Source organism: Clostridium budayi, assembly GCF_055396605.1.
In genome coordinates, this window is record NZ_AP042456.1 from 2,347,952 (window position 1) to 2,367,272 (window position 19,321).

Annotated in this window: 17 protein-coding genes; 4 read left to right on the forward strand and 13 right to left on the reverse strand. The window is 28.0% G+C overall.

The window, feature by feature from the left end; genetic code table 11:
- The first annotated feature begins 147 nt into the window (after positions 1 to 147).
- A complete protein-coding gene (gene spoVB / locus ACZ5TJ_RS11265; RefSeq protein ID WP_464199753.1) occupies positions 148 to 1,641 on the forward strand; it encodes a stage V sporulation protein B in 1,494 nt (497 codons plus the stop codon).
- A gap of 109 nt (positions 1,642 to 1,750) precedes the next feature.
- Here the strand turns inward: spoVB and ACZ5TJ_RS11270 are convergent, their stop codons facing one another.
- The 4 genes from ACZ5TJ_RS11270 to ACZ5TJ_RS11285 form a co-directional block, all read right to left on the reverse strand.
- A complete protein-coding gene (locus ACZ5TJ_RS11270; RefSeq protein ID WP_464199755.1) occupies positions 1,751 to 3,373 on the reverse strand; it encodes a putative polysaccharide biosynthesis protein in 1,623 nt (540 codons plus the stop codon).
- Positions 3,374 to 3,387: 14 nt separating this feature from the next.
- Positions 3,388 to 4,362: an RluA family pseudouridine synthase gene (locus tag ACZ5TJ_RS11275; protein ID WP_464199757.1), complete on the reverse strand. Its 975-nt coding sequence runs from the start codon at positions 4,360 to 4,362 to the stop codon at positions 3,388 to 3,390.
- 84 nt (positions 4,363 to 4,446) lie between these two features.
- Positions 4,447 to 5,631: a M20 metallopeptidase family protein gene (locus ACZ5TJ_RS11280; RefSeq protein ID WP_464199759.1), complete on the reverse strand. Its 1,185-nt coding sequence runs from the start codon at positions 5,629 to 5,631 to the stop codon at positions 4,447 to 4,449.
- A gap of 123 nt (positions 5,632 to 5,754) precedes the next feature.
- The gene (locus ACZ5TJ_RS11285; protein WP_464199761.1) at positions 5,755 to 7,794 is read right to left on the reverse strand and encodes an ATP-dependent helicase; all 2,040 of its coding nucleotides are present in this window, start codon (positions 7,792 to 7,794) and stop codon (positions 5,755 to 5,757) included.
- A gap of 82 nt (positions 7,795 to 7,876) precedes the next feature.
- On the opposite strand from ACZ5TJ_RS11285, the gene ACZ5TJ_RS11290 reads away from it, so the two are divergent.
- Complete coding sequence (locus ACZ5TJ_RS11290; RefSeq protein ID WP_464199763.1) at positions 7,877 to 9,352, forward strand: nicotinate phosphoribosyltransferase; 1,476 nt, start codon at positions 7,877 to 7,879, stop codon at positions 9,350 to 9,352.
- Between the two features lie 65 nt (positions 9,353 to 9,417).
- On the opposite strand, the gene ACZ5TJ_RS11295 is transcribed toward ACZ5TJ_RS11290, so the two are convergent.
- Positions 9,418 to 9,591 (reverse strand): hypothetical protein, encoded by a 174-nt coding sequence (locus tag ACZ5TJ_RS11295; protein ID WP_464199765.1) that lies wholly within the window; start codon positions 9,589 to 9,591, stop codon positions 9,418 to 9,420.
- A gap of 148 nt (positions 9,592 to 9,739) precedes the next feature.
- Positions 9,740 to 10,069, reverse strand: coding sequence for a hypothetical protein (locus ACZ5TJ_RS11300; protein ID WP_039314117.1), 330 nt, complete (start codon positions 10,067 to 10,069; stop codon positions 9,740 to 9,742).
- Positions 10,070 to 10,429: 360 nt separating this feature from the next.
- Between ACZ5TJ_RS11300 and perR the strand changes: the two genes are divergently transcribed.
- Complete coding sequence (gene perR / locus ACZ5TJ_RS11305) at positions 10,430 to 10,837, forward strand: transcriptional regulator PerR (RefSeq protein ID WP_039314115.1); 408 nt, start codon at positions 10,430 to 10,432, stop codon at positions 10,835 to 10,837.
- Between the two features lie 37 nt (positions 10,838 to 10,874).
- Here perR and ACZ5TJ_RS11310 read toward each other — a convergent pair whose 3' ends face one another.
- The gene (locus tag ACZ5TJ_RS11310) at positions 10,875 to 12,080 is read right to left on the reverse strand and encodes an extracellular solute-binding protein (RefSeq protein ID WP_464199769.1); all 1,206 of its coding nucleotides are present in this window, start codon (positions 12,078 to 12,080) and stop codon (positions 10,875 to 10,877) included.
- A gap of 86 nt (positions 12,081 to 12,166) precedes the next feature.
- Between ACZ5TJ_RS11310 and ACZ5TJ_RS11315 the strand changes: the two genes are divergently transcribed.
- Positions 12,167 to 13,069 carry a hypothetical protein gene (locus ACZ5TJ_RS11315; protein WP_464199771.1) on the forward strand — a complete coding sequence of 301 codons (903 nt, stop codon included), beginning with the start codon at positions 12,167 to 12,169 and terminating at the stop codon, positions 13,067 to 13,069.
- 134 nt (positions 13,070 to 13,203) lie between these two features.
- Here ACZ5TJ_RS11315 and ACZ5TJ_RS11320 read toward each other — a convergent pair whose 3' ends face one another.
- From ACZ5TJ_RS11320 to clpX, 6 genes are all read right to left on the reverse strand, one after another.
- Positions 13,204 to 13,827, reverse strand: a complete 624-nt coding sequence (locus tag ACZ5TJ_RS11320; protein WP_464199773.1) for a hypothetical protein — start codon at positions 13,825 to 13,827, stop codon at positions 13,204 to 13,206.
- Positions 13,828 to 13,966: 139 nt separating this feature from the next.
- Complete coding sequence (locus ACZ5TJ_RS11325; RefSeq protein ID WP_464199775.1) at positions 13,967 to 14,260, reverse strand: hypothetical protein; 294 nt, start codon at positions 14,258 to 14,260, stop codon at positions 13,967 to 13,969.
- Positions 14,261 to 14,290: 30 nt separating this feature from the next.
- A complete protein-coding gene (locus ACZ5TJ_RS11330; protein WP_464199777.1) occupies positions 14,291 to 14,791 on the reverse strand; it encodes a hypothetical protein in 501 nt (166 codons plus the stop codon).
- 171 nt (positions 14,792 to 14,962) lie between these two features.
- A complete protein-coding gene (gene yihA, locus ACZ5TJ_RS11335; protein WP_464199779.1) occupies positions 14,963 to 15,559 on the reverse strand; it encodes a ribosome biogenesis GTP-binding protein YihA/YsxC in 597 nt (198 codons plus the stop codon).
- Positions 15,549 to 17,873 (reverse strand): endopeptidase La, encoded by a 2,325-nt coding sequence (gene lon, locus ACZ5TJ_RS11340; protein ID WP_464199781.1) that lies wholly within the window; start codon positions 17,871 to 17,873, stop codon positions 15,549 to 15,551. Before lon ends, yihA begins: the two co-directional genes overlap by 11 nt.
- Before the next feature lie 127 nt (positions 17,874 to 18,000).
- On the reverse strand, positions 18,001 to 19,299 hold the full coding sequence (gene clpX / locus ACZ5TJ_RS11345; protein ID WP_464199783.1) for an ATP-dependent Clp protease ATP-binding subunit ClpX: 1,299 nt from the start codon (positions 19,297 to 19,299) through the stop codon (positions 18,001 to 18,003).
- Between the last annotated feature and the right edge of the window lie 22 nt (positions 19,300 to 19,321).

A 19,321-nucleotide genomic window follows, 5' to 3' on the forward strand; every position in this document is an offset into this window, starting at 1 on the left:
AAACTTATATATCCATTAATAAATTTATATTTTACATAGTATATATTTTATTCCTTTTATTTCATTTATTTATATATATAAATAGTTCGTATAAATAATAACTCTTATGAATATTATTTATTGTAGTATAAAGGGGTGAATTTTAATTTGGCAAAAGATAATTTTTTTAGAAATTCAATATTGCTAACAGCTTCTAATATAACTACAGGTTTATTAGGATTTGCCTTCTCAATATATTTATCAAAAGTTTTAGGTGCAGAAGGAATTGGACTTTACAATTTAGTAATGCCTATATATAACTTATTTATTTGTCTTATGACAGCTGGTGTTGTAGCTGCTCTTTCTACAGTCTCTGCTGTTTACAGCGAGAAAGGCGAAAGTAACAACTTAACTAAAACAGTTAATTCAGTTGCCATATTTAATATTATATGGGCTATTTTCATTGGAATTTTAGTATTTTTCCTAGCACCTATTATAGGAAAACATGGTGTAAATGATATAAGGACAATAAATGCAATAAAAGTTACTTGTCCTGCTATGATTTTTATAGCTTTATCTAATATTTTAAAAGGATATTTTTTAGGTACATCAAAAATTAAAGTTCCCGCATTAATAGATATATTCGAGAAAGCTATGAGAATAGTTACAATAACTCTTTTAGTGTATGCATTTAGTACTGAAAATCTAACTACACTGGTTACTTTAGCATACGTTTCTCTTGCTATAGGAGAACTTCAAAGTTTAATTTTACTATTCATTTATTATAGGCGATGCGTATCTAAATTACCTGTATCTAGAAAACCTGCTGAAAGTAGAGCCCAGCTTTTATTTAATGTACTTATTATTTCCTTACCGCTTTGCATAAATGGGTTTTTAAATAATATTTTTTCAACAGTATCTACACTTATAGTTCCAAGAAGATTAATTGGAGCTGGATTTGCTTATAATGAAGCTTTAGCTATGATTGGAAAATATACTGGTATGGCAATGACTCTAATAGGTATTCCGTTAATTGTAGTTGGATCCATTAATACGTTACTTATTCCAGACCTTTCTCAGACTTTAAGTAAAGGGCAAAGCTACGATGCATCTATTAGAATCCATAAAGTTATGAAAATAGCTTTTTTACTTGGATTATCAACTACTGTAATTTGTTCTTTAATACCAAAAGATCTTGGCAGTCTATTTTATGGACGTAGCGATCTTGGAGGATACATTTTTATGGCTTCTATATCTGCTCCAATATTCTTTACTGCCTCTACAATGTTTGGTATCTTAAATGGGCTAAATAAGCAAGGCGTAATTGTTAGAAATTCTCTTATAATAGCATTTTTAGATTTAGTATGTCTATCTATATTTACATCTATTAAAAGTATAAATATATATGGATATAGCATAACTCTTTTAATCACTTCAATATGTAGTTTAATTATAAATCTACATGAAGTTAAGAAAGCTGTATATTTAGATATTTCATTAACTAATGTAATTATTTTTATCTTGCTAGCTATATTAACATTCTTAGTTTTAAACATATTTATTAAAACAGTTTTATTCCCTCTTAGTACTTTAGATATATTAATTGTAATATTTATAACATTCTTATTGTTTATATATTACTCAAAGTTTGGGGAAGCTTAAATTTTAAAATACAGAGAGAAGATTTAAATCTTCTCTCTGTATTTTTTATATAATAAAAGAGTGCCTACTTATAGGCACTCTTTTAAAATGTAAATTAAATTATATTCTTTTATAATAATTTTTTTCTTAAAAATCTTGGAAGCATTCCATATACTTTTGGTGATATAGATTCTATGTCCATTCTTCTTATTCCTCCTAGAATAATCATTAAATAAACATATACGAATCCACCAATTCCAACTAGAATTATTGTATATATTAATGTATAAATCATATAAACTATACGTATGCTGCTAAAGAAGCTTCCTAATATAATTGCAGGTTGTCTTAAAATTAGTATTACTCCTGCCATTATAGTTGCTGATATTATTGGTTTTACACAATTTCTTATTAGTGGTATTCTAGCTTTCATACTTCTTCTAAGTATTCTATGGTTTAATATAACCGGTATTACAAAACATAAGAAGTTACCTATTAATACCCCCATTATATTTATAGATCTTATTCCAACAAAAATATAGTTTGCTGCAATTTTAAATATTATCCCTATAGTAAATGATAATATCATAGGATAAAATTTATTTATACCTTGTAATATAACACTTTGAACTTGAGCTAATGCTGTAAAGATTAGTATTACAGCACCAAGTTGCATAAGATATGCTCCTCTTGTGTCCCTATATAAAATTGTATATATTTCATTACTTAATACAGCAAGCCCAACTGCTGATGGTATTGTTATTATGAAGGTTATTCTAAATGCAAAATTAGAATTTCTTATAAGCGATTTTCTGTCCTTTAATACAGCAGCTTTTGATATAGCTGGTAATACTATTGTAGTAAGTGCAGTAACTATTATAAGTGGTACTCCAATTAAAGTTTTATATTTATATAAAAGACCATTTAAAGATGCAGATTGAATTTGTGTAAATTCTGCATGAAGTAATCTTAAGTTAACATTCATCATATCAACTACTCCACCAAGATTTTGTATACCTGCACTTAATGTTATTGGAAATGCATATCTTATTAACTTTCTTAAAATAGCTTTAGAAGATACTTTTCTTTCTCTAGTTGTTAATCTTAAAGCTTCTTCTTCAAATCTTTTCTTATCATAAATATGAACAAGATAGAAAACTGCAAATATAGCACCAACTGAAGTACCAATAGTACCTCCAGCACTTCCCATAGGCGTACTTATAGTAACTAAAAGCCCTGCAAATAATAAACTTATAACTACATTTAATATTTGTTCTAACACTTGTGATACGGCAATACCTGTCATTTCATTTTTTCCTTGGAAATATCCTCTATAAGAAGATAATATAGCTGTAAAGAATATACTAGGTGCTAATGCAATTATTGCATACATTGAATCTTGTATTTTTACAAGATTTGATAATGGATAAGCTAAGAGTATTAATAATATACTTAAAACCGCTCCAATAACTCCATATACTTTTCTAGAAATCTTTAATGCTCTTATAGCATCTCTTTCATTACCTAATGCTCTAAGTTCAGCTACTACCTTTGCAACTGCTGGTTGACATCCCATACTAGTTATGGCATAGACAAACATAAATATGTCATAACTTCTAGAATACATTCCTATACCACTATCACCTATTATAGCGTTTAAAAAAGGAACATAAAAAGCTGATAATACTTTCCCAAATATACCTGCAATAGATAGTATCATAAATCCTTTAGTGGATGATGATTTTTCCCTCATTTTTAATCCCCTAACTATAATCTAATTTTAAATGTATCGTACTTAATCTTTTTAAATATTGGTGGTAATGCTTGAGTTATAATTTTATTTTTTAAGTATTCAAGCTTTCCATCTGTATTCTTAAAATTTAATTTATATGCATATAAGAATTGATAGTCTAATCCATATTTATTAAAGAAATGTGAATTTAATGCCCTATCACCATATTTATAGTCTCCTATTATAGGATTTCCTAAATGTGATAAGTGAGCTCTTATTTGATGACTTCTTCCTGTTATTAAATCAATTTCTAAAAGAGAAAAAGCACCATCACTTTCTAATGTTTTAATTTCCATTGATATCTCTTTTGAATCTTTAACTTTTTTATCATAGATTCTTGAGATATTTGTCTCTTCATTTTTTAATATGTAACCTTTGTATAAGCCATCTTTTATTCTTCCTTTAACTAGAGCCATATAGTATTTCTTTACTTTTCCTTCTCTAATTATTTCATTAAGTTGTCTTAAACTTTCAAAATTCTTACCAAAAATAACTACTCCTGATGTATTTCTATCTAATCTATTACATGGTGCTGGAGTAAATGTTATTTCTGTCTCTGGAGTATAATCTCCTTTTTCATTTAGATATGATAAAACATAGTCAGTAAGTGTTGGTATCTTCTTGTTTGAGTCTGGATGTACTAAAATTCCAGGCCACTTTTCAACTACTAACATATTGTTGTCTTCATAAACTGTTTTTAATCCACTTGCATCGACCTTTATGAAAGTATCTTTTTTCTTTTCAGTCATCTTTTGACTTTGAATGTATCTAATTTCAACTACATCATCAATTTCAAGTGTATATTTTTCTTTTTGTTTCTTTCCATTTACTCTTATATCACCTTTTCTAAGTGCTTTAAATATAGCACTTAAAGGTACATCTTTAAGTAATTTTCTTAGGAATTTATCTAATCTCTGGCCCGCTTCATTTGCGCCTATTTCTATTCTCACTATTTAATCACTCCTACTTATAAAACTTCTTTAGTGAATCACTTTCTAATTTAATTATTTACATTATTCTAGAGTAATATTTATTTACTCCATTGTCAAATAATCTAAAGCTGATTGACACTGAATTGCTACTCCTAAAGGTAGTGCATCTTCGTCTATGTCGAATAAGCTACTATGAGCAGATTTATCTGTACCCTTTTCTTTATTTCCTGTTCCTAAGAAGTAAAATGCTGATGGCCTTTCCATTGCAAAGTAAGCAAAACTTTCTACTCCCATACTTGGATTCTTTTGTTCTATTACATTTTCTTCTCCTAACACTTTAATTGCAGCATTTTTAACTAAGTCTACAGAATCATCATCATTAGTTAAACAAGGATAACTTTCTTCTATGAAAACTTCAGCTGATCCTCTTGCTATCATTGCAGTACCTTCTGCAATTTCTTTAAGTCTTTTACATGCAAAAGCTCTATCTTCAACAGTCATTGTTCTTATTATTCCTGAAAGTTCAACTTCTTCTGGAATAATATTTTGTGCTGTTCCACCGTGGAAACTTCCAACTGTAATAACAGCAGGGTTAACAGCAGATATTTCTCTACTTACTATTGTTTGAAGCATTGATACAACATTTGCCCCTATAACTATTGGGTCTACAGTTGCACTTGGTGCAGCACCATGTCCACCACTACCTTTTATTTTTATCTTATATGGATTTGATGCTGCATTTACAACACCTTTTTTTATTCTAATTTTTCCGCATTCTAAGTCTTCAGTAACGTGTAGTCCTATAACTCTATCTACTTTTGGATTTTCAAGTGCTCCTTCTTTTATCATTATACTTGCACCACCAGTTGTCTCTTCTGCTGGTTCAAATAATAATTTTACATTTCCACTAAATAAATCTTTGTGTCTATTTAATAACTTAGCCACTCCTAGTAATATTGTTGTATGCCCATCATGTCCACAGGCATGCATTTTCCCTTTTACAGTAGACTTATATTCACATACTTTATTATCTTGTATTGGAAGTGCATCCATATCAGCTCTTATTCCTATAGTCTTTCCACTACCTTCTTTTGTTCCTCTTATTATTCCGCACACTCCAGTACGAGCAACACTTGCATATTCTATTCCTTCATTTTTTAAGAAGTCTTTAATAAGTGTTGAAGTTCTAACTTCCTCAAATCCTACTTCAGGATGCATATGGATATCTCTTCTTATATCTATTAATTCGTTCTTTATTTCATTTGCTTCTTTTCTAAAATCAACCATTCCTCTTTCCTCCTAGATTTAAACTTTAATTTAAAATGATTAATTATACCTAATTTTAAACATAACTATTATAAGTATATCATCTTTTTACATTATAATAAGCTGAAAAATTTCTCTATCTAATTATTCTATGATCATAATTAAGTTTCGTTCTAATAAAACTTTAATAGAAAATGTTCTACTTACGCCATCACTAAATAGTATTTTTATTTTATCACCACTGCATTCCTCAACAATTCCTTGTTCTTTGCGTCCATTATGATAAATTGTAGTTCCTTTTTTAATATCAGAATTTTTTGCTTCCTCAATTTTAAAATCTGTTTCTTTTAAAAATCTAGAAGCTTCCTTAAATTTTCCACCCTTAGTTTTTGGATATAATACATAAAGATTATCTATAGCTCTTGTAATTGCTACATAAAATAATCTTCTTTCTTCTTCAATATTTTCTTCTCCTGCTGATGCATGAGGCATTGTACCTTCATTACAATTTACAACAAATACATTTTTAAATTCCATTCCCTTAACTCTATGAATTGTACTTAAGATTACTCTATCTTCATCTTTTCTATTCTTAGAATTTTCTATTTCTTCTTTTACTTCTTCTATATGCCTAAAGAAATCTACTATCGTTCTGTATTCACTTGCTGATATTTTAAATTCTTCTAATATTTCCTCTAAATCATCTAAGTTTTGATTAAACTTTTCGCAGTACTCTTTTAAGTAATCTAAATATCCTAAATCACTTATTATAAATTGTATTGCACTATTTAAATTTAGCTTAGATAAATAGTTTATATCTTTTCTTAAATCATCTAACTTTTTAATTTGGAAAGGTGGCGTATCTTTTTTATCCATTAGAATTTGAAATGGATCTTTATCTTCTCTAAATCTTCTAACATACTCAACATTATTTTTACTTACATATCTAAAAGGTTTATTTATTATATTTAAAAATGCACTTCTATTATTTGGATCAATAGATAGCTTTAAATAGGTTAATATATCTTTGCAGATAAAATGCTCAAAAAAATTATATTCTTTATCCAATAAAGTAAATGGTATTTTCTTTCTAGTAAATACATCTATAAATGTCATTGCTTCCATATTGGTTCTATAAAGAATTATATTGTCTTTATAATCATAACCATTATTTTTTAATGACTTAATTTCATCTACTATTTGCTCACCTTGAATTTTCTCATCATATGGTGACATAACCTTTATTATTCCCTCATCCTCTTTATTAGCTATTATTTCTTTTTTATTTCTCTTTTTGTTATATTCAATAACGTTTTTAGCTCCATCTATTATATTTTTAGAACTTCTATAATTTTTTGATAAATAGTATTTCTTTCCTTCCTTAAATATATCTAAAAATGTTACCATATATTCTGGTCTAGAACCTCTAAAAGAATATATACACTGATCCTCATCCCCTACTGCAAATAAAGAATTTTCTTTATCCTCATTCATCAATTTTAAAAACTCAATTTGAAGTTCATCACAATCTTGAAATTCATCAACTAATATATGTCTAAAAAGACCTCTATACCCTTCTCTAAGTCTTTTATTTTCCTTAAATAATTCTAATACTTTAATTGCTAAATCATCAAAGTCCCAAAGTCCATTTTCCTTACAATATTTACTGTATGTAATGAAGCATTCTTCAAAAATCTCTTTTGTTAACGATGGTTTAAAATCTTCAATGCTAACTCTTGAATTTTTAAATAATGAAATATTATTAATTACTTCCTTTATTTTATCTTCATTTATATCATCAAAGTACTTTTTTAAAATACTCTCTACTAATCTATGTACTTTAAATCCTTCTATTATTCTAATATCATAGTTTTCTCTAGTTAAAATTTTATAAAACAGTCCATGAAATGTACCAAAAAACGGTGCAGAATTTGTATTAAATGTTTTTATATATCTATCTTTCATATTTAATGCAGCAGCCTTTGTAAAAGTTATTACAATAATATTTTTATTTAATATATTACATTCTTTAACTAAGTGTCTTATTCTGTTTATTATTACAGTTGTCTTTCCAGAACCTGGTGCTGCTACGACTAATATATTTCTATCTTTTGCTAAGATAGCCTCTTTTTGATATGAATCTAAAATCAAAAAAATTCCCTCCTTCTTCTTGATTATTGCCATATTTAATAGGGAATAACTATATTGTAATAATTCTGTTTAAGTTGTACAATAGGTTTAAGTATTTTTTTAGAGGAGTTGACTTATGGACAATATAACAACTTTTAATGTTCAAGATAATAGAAATCTTACTATGTTAGTTGATTTCTATGAATTAACTATGGGAAATGGTTACTTTGAAAAAAACATTGAAGATAAAATAGCTTATTTTGATATGTACTTCAGAAGAGTTCCAGATGGCGGCGGATATTGTATAATGGCAGGAGTTGAACAACTTATAGAATATCTAAGCTCACTTAAATTTACAGATGATGATATAAATTATTTAAGATCTAAAAATATTTTTAGCGAAGCATTTTTAGAATATCTTAGAAACTTTAAATTTTCATGTGATGTTTGGGCTGTTCCAGAAGGAAACCCAGTTTTTCCAAATCAACCCTTAGTTACAGTTAGAGGACCAGTAGTTCAAGCTCAATTTGTTGAAACTATGATTCTTTTAACTATAAATCACCAAACTCTAATTGCAACTAAAGCAAATAGAATTTGTAGAGCAGCTAAAGGCAGAACGGTAATGGAATTTGGCTCAAGACGTGCTCAAGGATATGATGGTGCTATATATGGTGCTAGAGCTGCAATGGTAGGTGGATGTGATTCAACAGCGTGTACTATAGCGGACCAACGTTTTGATATTCCTGCAGTTGGTACTATGGCTCATAGTTGGATACAATTATTTGACACAGAATATGAAGCTTTTAGAACGTGGGCTGAGGTTTATCCAGATAACTGTTTACTTCTTATCGACACTTATAACGTATTAAAATCTGGTCTTCCAAATGCTATTAAAGTTTTTGATGAAGTTTTAAAACCTCAAGGAAAAAGACCAACAGGTATAAGAATAGACTCAGGAGATATAACTTATTTAAGTAAACAATGCAGAAAAATGTTAGACGATGCAGGCTATAGCGATTGTAAAATAGTAGTCTCAAACTCTCTTGATGAATATATAATTTCAGATGTATTAGCTCAAGGTGCTTGTATTGATTCTTTCGGAGTTGGTGAAAGACTTATAACAGCTAAATCTGAACCTGTATTTGGCGGAGTTTATAAACTTGTTGCAGTTGAAAAAGAAGGAAAAATTATTCCTAAAATAAAAATAAGTGAAAATAACGAAAAGATAACAAACCCAGGTTTTAAAAAGACAGTAAGAATCTTCGATAAAGATTCTCATAAAGCTATCGCTGATTTAATTATGTTACATGACGAAGTTATTGATGAAAGTTTACCTTTAACTATTTTCCATCCTATACATACTTGGAAGAAGAAAAATATAACAAATTACTATGTTAAGGATTTAATGGTTAAGATATTCGATAACGGTAAACCTATATACACTTCACCTTCAGTTATGGAAATTAGAGAATTCTCTAATTTAGAAACTGAAAGACTTTGGCCAGAAGTATTAAGATTTGAAAATCCACATGAATATCCAGTAGATTTATCAGATAATCTTTGGTCATTAAAACAGACTTTATTACACTCAGCAACTAACTTTTATTCATAAAAAAAAAGCAACATTGATACTAATGTATCAATGTTGCTTTTTCTATGTTATTTAATATAACAATTTTATAAATTTCTATAGCCTTTTACATTTACTAAATTACCATAACCTAGGCTAGCATCATCTAAATATTCCTTAAAAACACAAACCTCATCTTTCTCTAAGTCTTGTTTCATAGGACATTCAGAATTACATTTTACATCTTCAAATTCTGAAGACCAAAATGGACAATTATTCATAATTTCTCCCCACCCTTTTGAAAACGAACCCATTATTATACACCATTAGTATATAATAATTCTAATGTAAAATAAAGTATTTTTTTCGTTTTTCTATAATTAAAAAGCCACATATAACAAAATTTCCATGTTACATGTGGCTTTTTAATTATTTTAATATACCAGTATTCTTTCCAACTGAAATATCAATTATTTCATTTTGGAAGGCCTTTAATAATGCTTTTTCTAAAACTTTTTCTTGATTAAAGTTTTCTATATCTTTACATACTGCAAAAACTTTATTTGTTTCTCCATTTATGTTTCTATATGTAAGTGTAACGTTTGGCTTATCATACTCAACATTTAATATTTTAATACCCCATGATATTTGAGCATAATCATCATCTACTGTTAACTTTGTTAATTCTTTCAATCTTTGTTTTTCTTTTGTAGGATCATTTACTATTATTAGTTCGTCTCCAACTTTGTATTTAGCCATATTTTCTGCCTCCTTACTAAACTCTCTATATTTTTATATTAGCACTTTAAAATATTATATTCAACTAATCTTTTACTTTTAATCCTAAATTAACTTATTATTAAAATTATTAAAAAAAAATATAGAACAGATTCACTGCTCTATATAAAATGAAATGAACACGGAATTTGTTAATCAATTAACAACTTTGTTTATATTTTAACATTGTTTTTTTAATATGGCAAGTAAAAGTTTTTATTTATTTTCGGAATATTTAATCAATATTGATTATCCACAAATTATCATAACTCTTTGATAGTCATTGACTTCATATATTATTAACGATATAATAATATTATTAAGGATTAAGGAGTGTAAATTATGAATAATATTACAGCTATTTTTAAGGAAAAAAAACTTAAGCTAACACCTCAAAGACTTGCTGTTTACAAATATTTGATGAGTACTTCTGAACACCCTTCAGCTGAAGTAATTTATAAAGCTATTCAAGAAGATTTTCCAACTATGAGTCTTGCTACTGTTTACAAAGCATTAAAAACTCTTGTTGAAGTTGGTTTAGTTCAAGAATTAAACGTTGGTGAAGGAAACTTCAGATATGACGGTAATGCAGATTCTCACCCTCATATTCAATGTGTAAGTTGTGGTAGAGTTGATGATTTAATGAATTTATCATTTGATCACTTAAACTCCGAAGTAGAAAAAAATTCTGATTATAAAGTTTTATCTAACCAAACTTATTTCTATGGCCTTTGTAAGGATTGTCAATAGAATTTATATAAAAGCAGACTTAGTATATAGTCTGCTTTTATTTTTCTATTATTCTCTTCCACTCTTTTCCATCATATTTCCCACTTAGTACATTTTTAACTTCTTTGTCTATCTTTTTGCCCTTTTCTTTTGAAATCATATCAATATATAATATATTTATTTCAGATGCTGCATGAATACTATTTGCCATTTGTCCTTGTACTCCTTTGAGATTACTATCTCCTTTTTTATTTCCTGAAATACAATTTTTTTTACTTAATTTATTAAATGGTTCTTCCTTTAATAAATATCTTAAAAATTTATCTACCTCATCACTTTTTTTATTACCTATTGAGGAACATACTATAAAGTCTACTCCAACTGGTGAATTTATATAATTATCACCTATTGACATTTTATTTACTACTTTCACTTCATTATTACTTTTTATATCGCTTGAACTTAATGTTGTTATAAAAACTACTGGTGATTTTCCTTCATTAAAATTCTTAATTGCTCCCTCTCCTTCTTCTAAAAACATATCTTCTTTTAAAATATTATCTTTATATAAGTCATTTAATCTATTAAATATTTCCTGACCATTATCTAAGGCATATATCCTATCATCGACCTCACTTACTTTATTCATTTTATATATGTCATATATTACAGTATCATTTGCAACTAAAGCACTTATTAGAGCTTCTTTAGAATATTCACTTTTTATATACGTAGGTATTTTTATATTTTTTTCATTTAATTTTTTTAATACTTCTTTCATATCATTGTCACTAATTTCTATTCCAAGTTTTTTTAATTCCTCTTCATTATATACAAGTTCTAAAGAGTATGGCATAAGTCCTATTCCATAATATTTATCATTATAAATACCATATATATTTGTTATATATGAAAACTTTTCCCTAGTATCCTTACTTTTATATAGATATCCTAAATCCCTTAAATAATTTTTATTTGCAAATTTTATATAAGTGTAATAATCTAATAAAAGAACTGAATTTTCCTTTTCTTCTGATATATTTTTTTCAATGTCTTTTTCACTATTAACTGGATTAATATTAACCTTTATATTAGATTCTTTCTCAAATTCCTCAATTATTTCTTTTGCAAAATTAAATGATTTAGTTAATTCGCTATTATAGTATAAATTTATATCTTCATTTTTCTTTGAACCTTTCTTACATCCAGCTGTTAGTGTACAAGTAATTATCAAAAGTAAAATAATACTAATTTTTTTCTTCATCTTACGTACCTCCTTTATTATAGTTTGCCTATATAATCATTAAATTATATATGTTTCATATACTTTATTGAAGGAGGTTATTCTAAATGAAGAATTTTTTTAATTTAAAGATAATTTTACTTTTATTATGTTTTATTATTTTTGTATCATTTTTATTTTTTAAAGATAATGATGAATATATTCAAACTAATGCACCTGTATTATTAAAAGATGAATCTACTATAGATTTAACTGGTGATGGTATTCCTGAAACAATTAAAATTACTAATAAAAAAAATAGAGGTGATGTTCAAATAATAACTTCTAATGATACTATTTTATTAAGTTCTTTGACTTCATCTGACTATTTATCAGATGTTTCTGATTCTTATTCCATGAATGTCGCAATATTAAATGTATCTAGAAACAATACGAATGAAATTATAGTACAAGGATATAAAGATAAGAAACCTATAACTTATTTATTTACATTTAAAAATAATAAATTTATTTTAAAAAATTCTCAAAACAATAATATTGTTGGAATTCTTGATTCGAATTTAAATAGAACTCCAATGTTACAATCATTTAATTGTATAAATTTAAAAGATACATTTAAAAATTATATGCTTTTAAATGATGAACTTATAGACATAACAAACAATTCCTTTGTAGACATAGGATATATAAATATAATTAAATTCATAGATTTAATGCTTATTGATTATGAACTTTCCGAAGTTCCAGATATATTTATTCAGGATATAGATAAAGATGCTCTTTCTATACTGTGGCAACTTGATAAAGAATCCTATAGTTATAGTTTTAAAGATGCATTTTTTTATGATAAAGTAGTTGATGAAAATGGTGTGTTAACTATTTTAGATGTAACTTTAAATTTCGAAAAACTTGATAAGTCTAATTCTAAAAAAACTCCTTTTATTATTAAATTAAATCTTTCTAGAACAGATGATGGAAATTTTAAAATTTCTAATATAATGAAAAAATAAAAGGCCGCTTAATGCGGCCTAAAAGGGGGATGGGGGGTTTTACTATATTAAATGCAATTTAATATAGATGTAGGAGAATACTTTCTCCGGTACATTTATATTATTAACAGCATTAATATTTTTTATTCAATTTTTTAATCTAAATCACCTTTTTTATACATACCTATTATTTTATCTACAAACTCTATTCTATCTGAGTCTACAGCATTTCTAAGAGCTAATAACATATCCATGTTAGCATCTCCAGTATTGTATTTATTTTTTTTGATATTTTTCTTATTTCCATTATTTCTGTTATTCTGATTGTTAAAGTTCCCCATTTGAGTGAGCTGACTAAGTATCGCCATCGGATTCATAGAACCCATAGCCCCCATAGGCCCCATATTATTATTCATCCCCATATTATTAAACATATCCATTGGATTCATATTATTAGGATTAGGATTCATATTATTAGAATTAGGATTAGGATTATGGTTAGGGTTAGGATTACCATTTCCTCCATTGTTATTCATTCCATTATTTCCTGGATTCATTCCATTTTGGGCCATAAATGAATTTAGATCTACTCCATCTTTACTCATTGACTCCATTATGTTATTTAATTTATCTTTATCTACATTTCCTAGCATACTCATAAGTTGATTAGGATCTATTCCAAATGGATTATTCGCAAATGGATTGCCGGAAAAATTATTAAATTGGTCTTGACCGTTTTCATATTCGTTTTCACGATTTTTATGTCTTTTTTTGCTCATATTCATTCTCCTACAAAGTATTCTACTTTTATTGTATGTATGTAATACCAATTTTGTTATTATTTTTGGGCATTTTTTTTGGAGGGCATAAAGCCCTCCAACAACTATCAATTACATGCAATTGATTAATTTGTTTAGATTACCATCCGAATCCATTTCCGTCTCCGCAACAGCATAGTATTAAGATTATCCAAATAATCCACCAGTTACCAAAACCGTTGTTACATCCGTTATTGCATCCGTCATTACATCCGCAGTTTCCACCGAATCCGTTATTTCCACAGCAACAGAATAATAAGATTATTATTATCCACCACCAGCATCCATTTCCGAATCCACAACCTCCTCGGTTATTAAAATTACCCTCATTACCAAAAGGTGAAACTATGACTGTTTTATCACAGCAACTACAACATGATCTTCTGTGTGACATACTAAATTCCTCCTAATATATTATTTTTTATTAACAATTTCCGCAGTTTCCAAAGTTTCCGCAGTTTCCACCGAATCCGTTATTTCCACAGCAGCAGAATAATAGTATTATTATGATCCACCACCAGCATCCATTTCCGAATCCATTGCCACCATCGAATCCTTGGTTTCCGTATCCCATGTTTCCGTATCCCATGTTGCCAAATCCACATTCTGGAACATAGACTGTTTGTTTGCATTTTCTAAATTTTGGTTGTTCACAACAACAACAACAACAACAATTATTTCTTGACATATTACCAAATCCTCCATTTCTATTTTGTGATCCACAACCACAAAGAATTAATAATAAAATGATTAAAGTAAGATTATTATTACCACAGCCACAATTATTATTGCAGTCATGGCGATCATCATCATCTCTGCATCCGAAGTTATCATCGAAATCATCGAATCCACAACTATCGTCTATGCAATCGCTGTCACAATCTGGGTCATTATTGAATCCGTTTAGGATATCATTAATTTCCATCGATCACTCCTCCTTGACTCTTTCTTTTACTTTTTATACTATATACTATTCCCTTCCAAATTTTTTGACACTATTTTTTTTCATATTCTAGTAAGCTTCTACTAAAATTATTCATAAAAAAAAAATCCTATCAAAATATAATATTTTGATAGGATTTATAAGGTTACTATTTTATTCTATATCTTCTGCTAAATCACCAAAAAGATTATTGATTAGCTGTTCACTACCTTTTTTATTAAGAGATGAGAAGAAGTATAGTTTATCATTACCACTTAATTTTAATGCGTCTCTTATAGTTTTCTCACTTTTTCTTAATGCATTATTTGATAATTTATCACTCTTTGTAGCTACTACAATAACATCATATCCATAATGTTTTATCCACTCATGCATCATTATATCATCTGCTGTTGGTTTATGTCTTGAATCAACTAATAATACAACTCTCTTCAGTTCTTCTCTTCCATTTAAGTATCTTTCAATAGTTTCTCCCCAGCTTGCTTTTTCAGCTTTAGATACTTTTGCATATCCGTATCCTGGTAAGTCAACAAGATAAAAATCATTATTGATTAAAAAGAAGTTTATTAATCTAGTTTTTCCTGGAGTCTGACTAACTTTAGCTAATTTTTTTCTGTTTGTAAGAGCATTTATTATTGAACTCTTACCAACATTTGATCTACCAACAAAAGCAATCTCAACCCTTTGATCTACTGGATATTGTGACTTCTTAACTGCTGATATTATAAATTCTGATTGTTTAATTCTCATGGGTATCCTCTCCGATTATAGCGTTATTTAATACCGTATCAATTTGTTCTGCTAAAATTATCTTTAGCCCCTTCTTAATTGAAGCTGGTATTTTATCCGCATCTTTTTCATTTTCTTTTGGAACTATTATTGTATCAATTCCTGCTCTAACTGCTGCAAGCGACTTTTCTTTTAAGCCTCCAATAGGTAATACTCTTCCTGTTAAAGTAACTTCTCCTGTCATTGCAACATTATGTCTAACTTTCTTTTTAGATAAGGCTGATACTAAAGCTGTTACCATAGTTACCCCTGCTGAAGGACCATCCTTTGGTACAGCACCTTCTGGAACGTGTATGTGTATGTCTTTATTTTTATAGAATTCACTATCTATCCCATACTTAGCTGCATTAGCTCTTACATAAGTAAATGCTGCCTTTGCAGATTCTTGCATAACATCTCCAAGTTGGCCTGTTAGTTGAAGCTTACCTGTTCCATCCATAACCATAGCCTCAACTGGTAATGTATCTCCACCATAAGCAGTCCAAGCCATACCTGTAACTACGCCAATCTTATCTTCTTTATCTATTTTTTCATAGCTAAATATCTTTTTACCTAATAGGTTCTCCACTTTTTTAGAATTTATACTTATTGAATCTTTATTTTTCTTAAGCATTTCTGTAATTGATTTTCTAATTAATGCTGCTATAACTCTAGTTAAGCTTCTAACACCAGATTCTCTAGTATATCCTTCAATTATTTCTTTTAAAGCTGTGTCACTTACCTTTATCTTATCTTCGCTTATATTATGTTCTTTAAGCTCTTTTTTAAGTAAGTATCTTTTAGCTATTTGGAATTTTTCTTCATATGTGTATCCTGATACTTCTATAACTTCCATTCTGTCAAGTAAAGCTCTTGGAATAGTATCTAAACTATTTGCTGTTGCAATAAAGAAAGTTTTTGATAAATCAAGAGGTAATTCTAAATAATTATCTCTGAAGTTATAGTTTTGTTCACTATCTAAAACTTCAAGTAATGCATCTTGAGGATCACCTTTATAGTTTGAACTTATTTTATCAATTTCATCTAAAAGAATTAGTGGATTACTTGTTTTTGCTTCTCTTAAAGCATATGCAATTCTTCCAGGTATTGCACCAACGTAAGTTTTTCTATGACCTCTAATTTCGGATTCATCTTTCATTCCACCAAGCGCAATTCTTGCATATTTTCTATTCATAGATTCTGCAATAGATTTTGCTATAGAAGTTTTACCAACTCCAGGTGGTCCAACAAGACAAAGTATAGGACCTTTCATGCTCTTACTTACTTGTTTAACTGCTAAATATTCTATTATTCTTTCTTTTACATCATTTAAACCATAATGTTCTTTATTTAATACTTTTTCAGCACTTTTTATATCTATGGTATCTTTACTTTTTTTATTCCAAGGCATGTCCAGTATCCAGTCTAAATAACTTTTAATAACACCTTCTTCTGATGTTGAAGAATTAGTTTTTAGTCTATTTAGTTCATAAACAGCCTTTTCCTTAACTTCTTTTGGAAGTTTTGCACTTTCTATTTTTTCTTCATATTTCTTTATTTCAAGCTTATTTTCATCATCTTCACCAAGTTCTTCTTGTATAGCTTTTATTTGTTCTCTTAAGAAATATTCTTTTTGACTTTTATCTATTTTTGTTTTAACTTTTTCTGCTATTTTCTTTTGTATAGAAGCTATTTCAATTTCTTGTTCTATAATAACTAATAATTTAGAGATTCTTTCTTTTAAATCTATAGTTTCTAGAATTTCTTGTTTATCTTCTTCTTTTCCTATAGCTACACTACTAACCATGTCAATAAATTCATAAATTTTATTATCAAGTTCTACTGCTTTGACAATATCACTTGAATTTTCTCCTGTAACTTTCATAAGTTTTATGAATTTTTCTTTCAATGATTTTACATATGCATCTATTTCAACATCATTTATGTCGTCTTCTTTAATTCTCTCTAATTCTACTTCTAAATAACTTTTCTTAGGTTGATATTTTTTTATAACCGCTCTTTCTTTACCTTCAACTAAAACCCTTATAATATCATCAGGTAATTTTATAATTTGTTTTATGTTACAAATAGTTCCAACCTTGCTTATGTCGCTCTTCTTTGGATCTTCTATTTCCACATCTTTTTGTGTTGCAAGAAAAATCTTTTCTCCATTTTCCATTGCAGCTTCTACTGCTTTTTTTGACTTTTCCCTTCCTACATCAAAATGAGTAACCATATTTGGAAAAATAGTCATCCCTCTTAGAGGAATTAAAGGAAGTATATTTTCATTTGTCATACCTATCTTCCCCCAATCTTGTTTAAAATTTATTAGACTAATTAAGTATACCATAACCATGACATTTTTCAATAATGGTAAATTTTCTTCTATAATAAAAAACACTCTTATATAAGAGTGTTTTTATCTATGCTGTTTCCATTCCATCTTTACTTTTAGCTGATCTATCAACAAGCATTGGTCTAACTTCACCTTCTGGCAATCTATGAATTTCTGGTTTTTCGCCATTCTTGATTGTGTTTTCAGTTATAATTACTTTTGTAATTCTTTCATCTGAAGGAATTTCAAACATAATATCAACCATCATTTCTTCAATTATAGCTCTTAACCCTCTAGCACCAGTATTTCTACTTATTGCTTCTTCAGCAATTGTATCTAAAGCTTTTTCAGTAAACTCAAGATCTACGTTATCAAGCTCAAATAACTTTTTATATTGCTTTACTAAAGCATTTTTAGGTTCACATAAAATCTTAACTAATGCTTTCTTATCAAGAGATTCAAGTGTTACAACTATTGGAAGTCTTCCAACAAACTCTGGTATTAAACCAAACTTTAATAAATCTCCTGGCATTATTTCTTTAAATAATGTTCCTAAATCTTTTTCTTGCTTTGATTGAATATCTGCACCAAATCCTATTGAACTCTTTCTTGTTCTCTTTTCAATGATTTTATCTATTCCATCAAAAGCTCCACCACAAATAAATAATATATTTGAAGTATTTATTTGAAGTAATTCTTGATGTGGATGTTTTCTTCCACCTTGTGGTGGTACTGAGGCAGTAGTTCCTTCTAATATTTTTAAAAGTGCTTGTTGTACACCCTCACCTGAAACATCTCTTGTAATTGATGGATTTTCAGATTTTCTAGCAATCTTATCTATTTCATCAATGTATATAATACCTTTTTCTGCTTTTTCTATATCAAAGTCAGCATTTTGTATTAATTTTAATAAGATATTTTCAACATCTTCTCCAACGTAACCAGCTTCAGTTAATGTTGTAGCATCTGCAATAGCAAATGGAACATTTAAAATTTTAGCTAATGTTTGTGCAAGTAAAGTTTTACCTGATCCTGTTGGTCCTAATAATAATATATTACTCTTTTGTAGTTCTATATCATCATTTGATGCTTTTTTTGTGTTTATTCTTTTATAATGATTATAAACTGCAACAGCTAATGATTTCTTTGCTCCATCTTGACCTATAACATATGAATCAAGATATTCTTTTATTTCTTGTGGTTTTGGTAAATCTGTAGCAACAACTTCATTTGTTTCTTCAAATTCATCTTCTATTATTTCTGAACATAAATCTATACATTCATCACATATATATACTCCAGGACCAGCTATTAATCTTTTAACTTGATCTTGGTTTTTTCCACAAAAAGAACATTTTAACTGTTTCTTTTCTTCGTATTTAGCCATATTTTCACCTCGCTAAGGATAA

What these genes read in the sequence shown, in the direction of transcription:
- ACZ5TJ_RS11280 (WP_464199759.1), bottom strand. Translation starts at nt 5,631, where the DNA reads ATGGTTGATTTTAGAAAAGAAGCAAATGAAATAAAGAACGAATTAATA.
- lon (WP_464199781.1), bottom strand. Translation starts at nt 17,873, where the DNA reads ATGACAAATGAAAATATACTTCCTTTAATTCCTCTAAGAGGGATGACT.
- ACZ5TJ_RS11300 (WP_039314117.1), bottom strand. Translation starts at nt 10,069, where the DNA reads ATGGCTAAATACAAAGTTGGAGACGAACTAATAATAGTAAATGATCCT.
- perR (WP_039314115.1), top strand. Translation starts at nt 10,430, where the DNA reads ATGAATAATATTACAGCTATTTTTAAGGAAAAAAAACTTAAGCTAACA.
- ACZ5TJ_RS11270 (WP_464199755.1), bottom strand. Translation starts at nt 3,373, where the DNA reads ATGAGGGAAAAATCATCATCCACTAAAGGATTTATGATACTATCTATT.
- ACZ5TJ_RS11325 (WP_464199775.1), bottom strand. Translation starts at nt 14,260, where the DNA reads ATGTCACACAGAAGATCATGTTGTAGTTGCTGTGATAAAACAGTCATA.
- clpX (WP_464199783.1), bottom strand. Translation starts at nt 19,299, where the DNA reads ATGGCTAAATACGAAGAAAAGAAACAGTTAAAATGTTCTTTTTGTGGA.
- ACZ5TJ_RS11330 (WP_464199777.1), bottom strand. Translation starts at nt 14,791, where the DNA reads ATGGAAATTAATGATATCCTAAACGGATTCAATAATGACCCAGATTGT.
- yihA (WP_464199779.1), bottom strand. Translation starts at nt 15,559, where the DNA reads ATGAGAATTAAACAATCAGAATTTATAATATCAGCAGTTAAGAAGTCA.
- ACZ5TJ_RS11310 (WP_464199769.1), bottom strand. Translation starts at nt 12,080, where the DNA reads ATGAAGAAAAAAATTAGTATTATTTTACTTTTGATAATTACTTGTACA.
- ACZ5TJ_RS11290 (WP_464199763.1), top strand. Translation starts at nt 7,877, where the DNA reads ATGGACAATATAACAACTTTTAATGTTCAAGATAATAGAAATCTTACT.
- ACZ5TJ_RS11285 (WP_464199761.1), bottom strand. Translation starts at nt 7,794, where the DNA reads ATGGCAATAATCAAGAAGAAGGAGGGAATTTTTTTGATTTTAGATTCA.
- ACZ5TJ_RS11295 (WP_464199765.1), bottom strand. Translation starts at nt 9,591, where the DNA reads ATGAATAATTGTCCATTTTGGTCTTCAGAATTTGAAGATGTAAAATGT.
- ACZ5TJ_RS11315 (WP_464199771.1), top strand. Translation starts at nt 12,167, where the DNA reads ATGAAGAATTTTTTTAATTTAAAGATAATTTTACTTTTATTATGTTTT.
- ACZ5TJ_RS11320 (WP_464199773.1), bottom strand. Translation starts at nt 13,827, where the DNA reads ATGAGCAAAAAAAGACATAAAAATCGTGAAAACGAATATGAAAACGGT.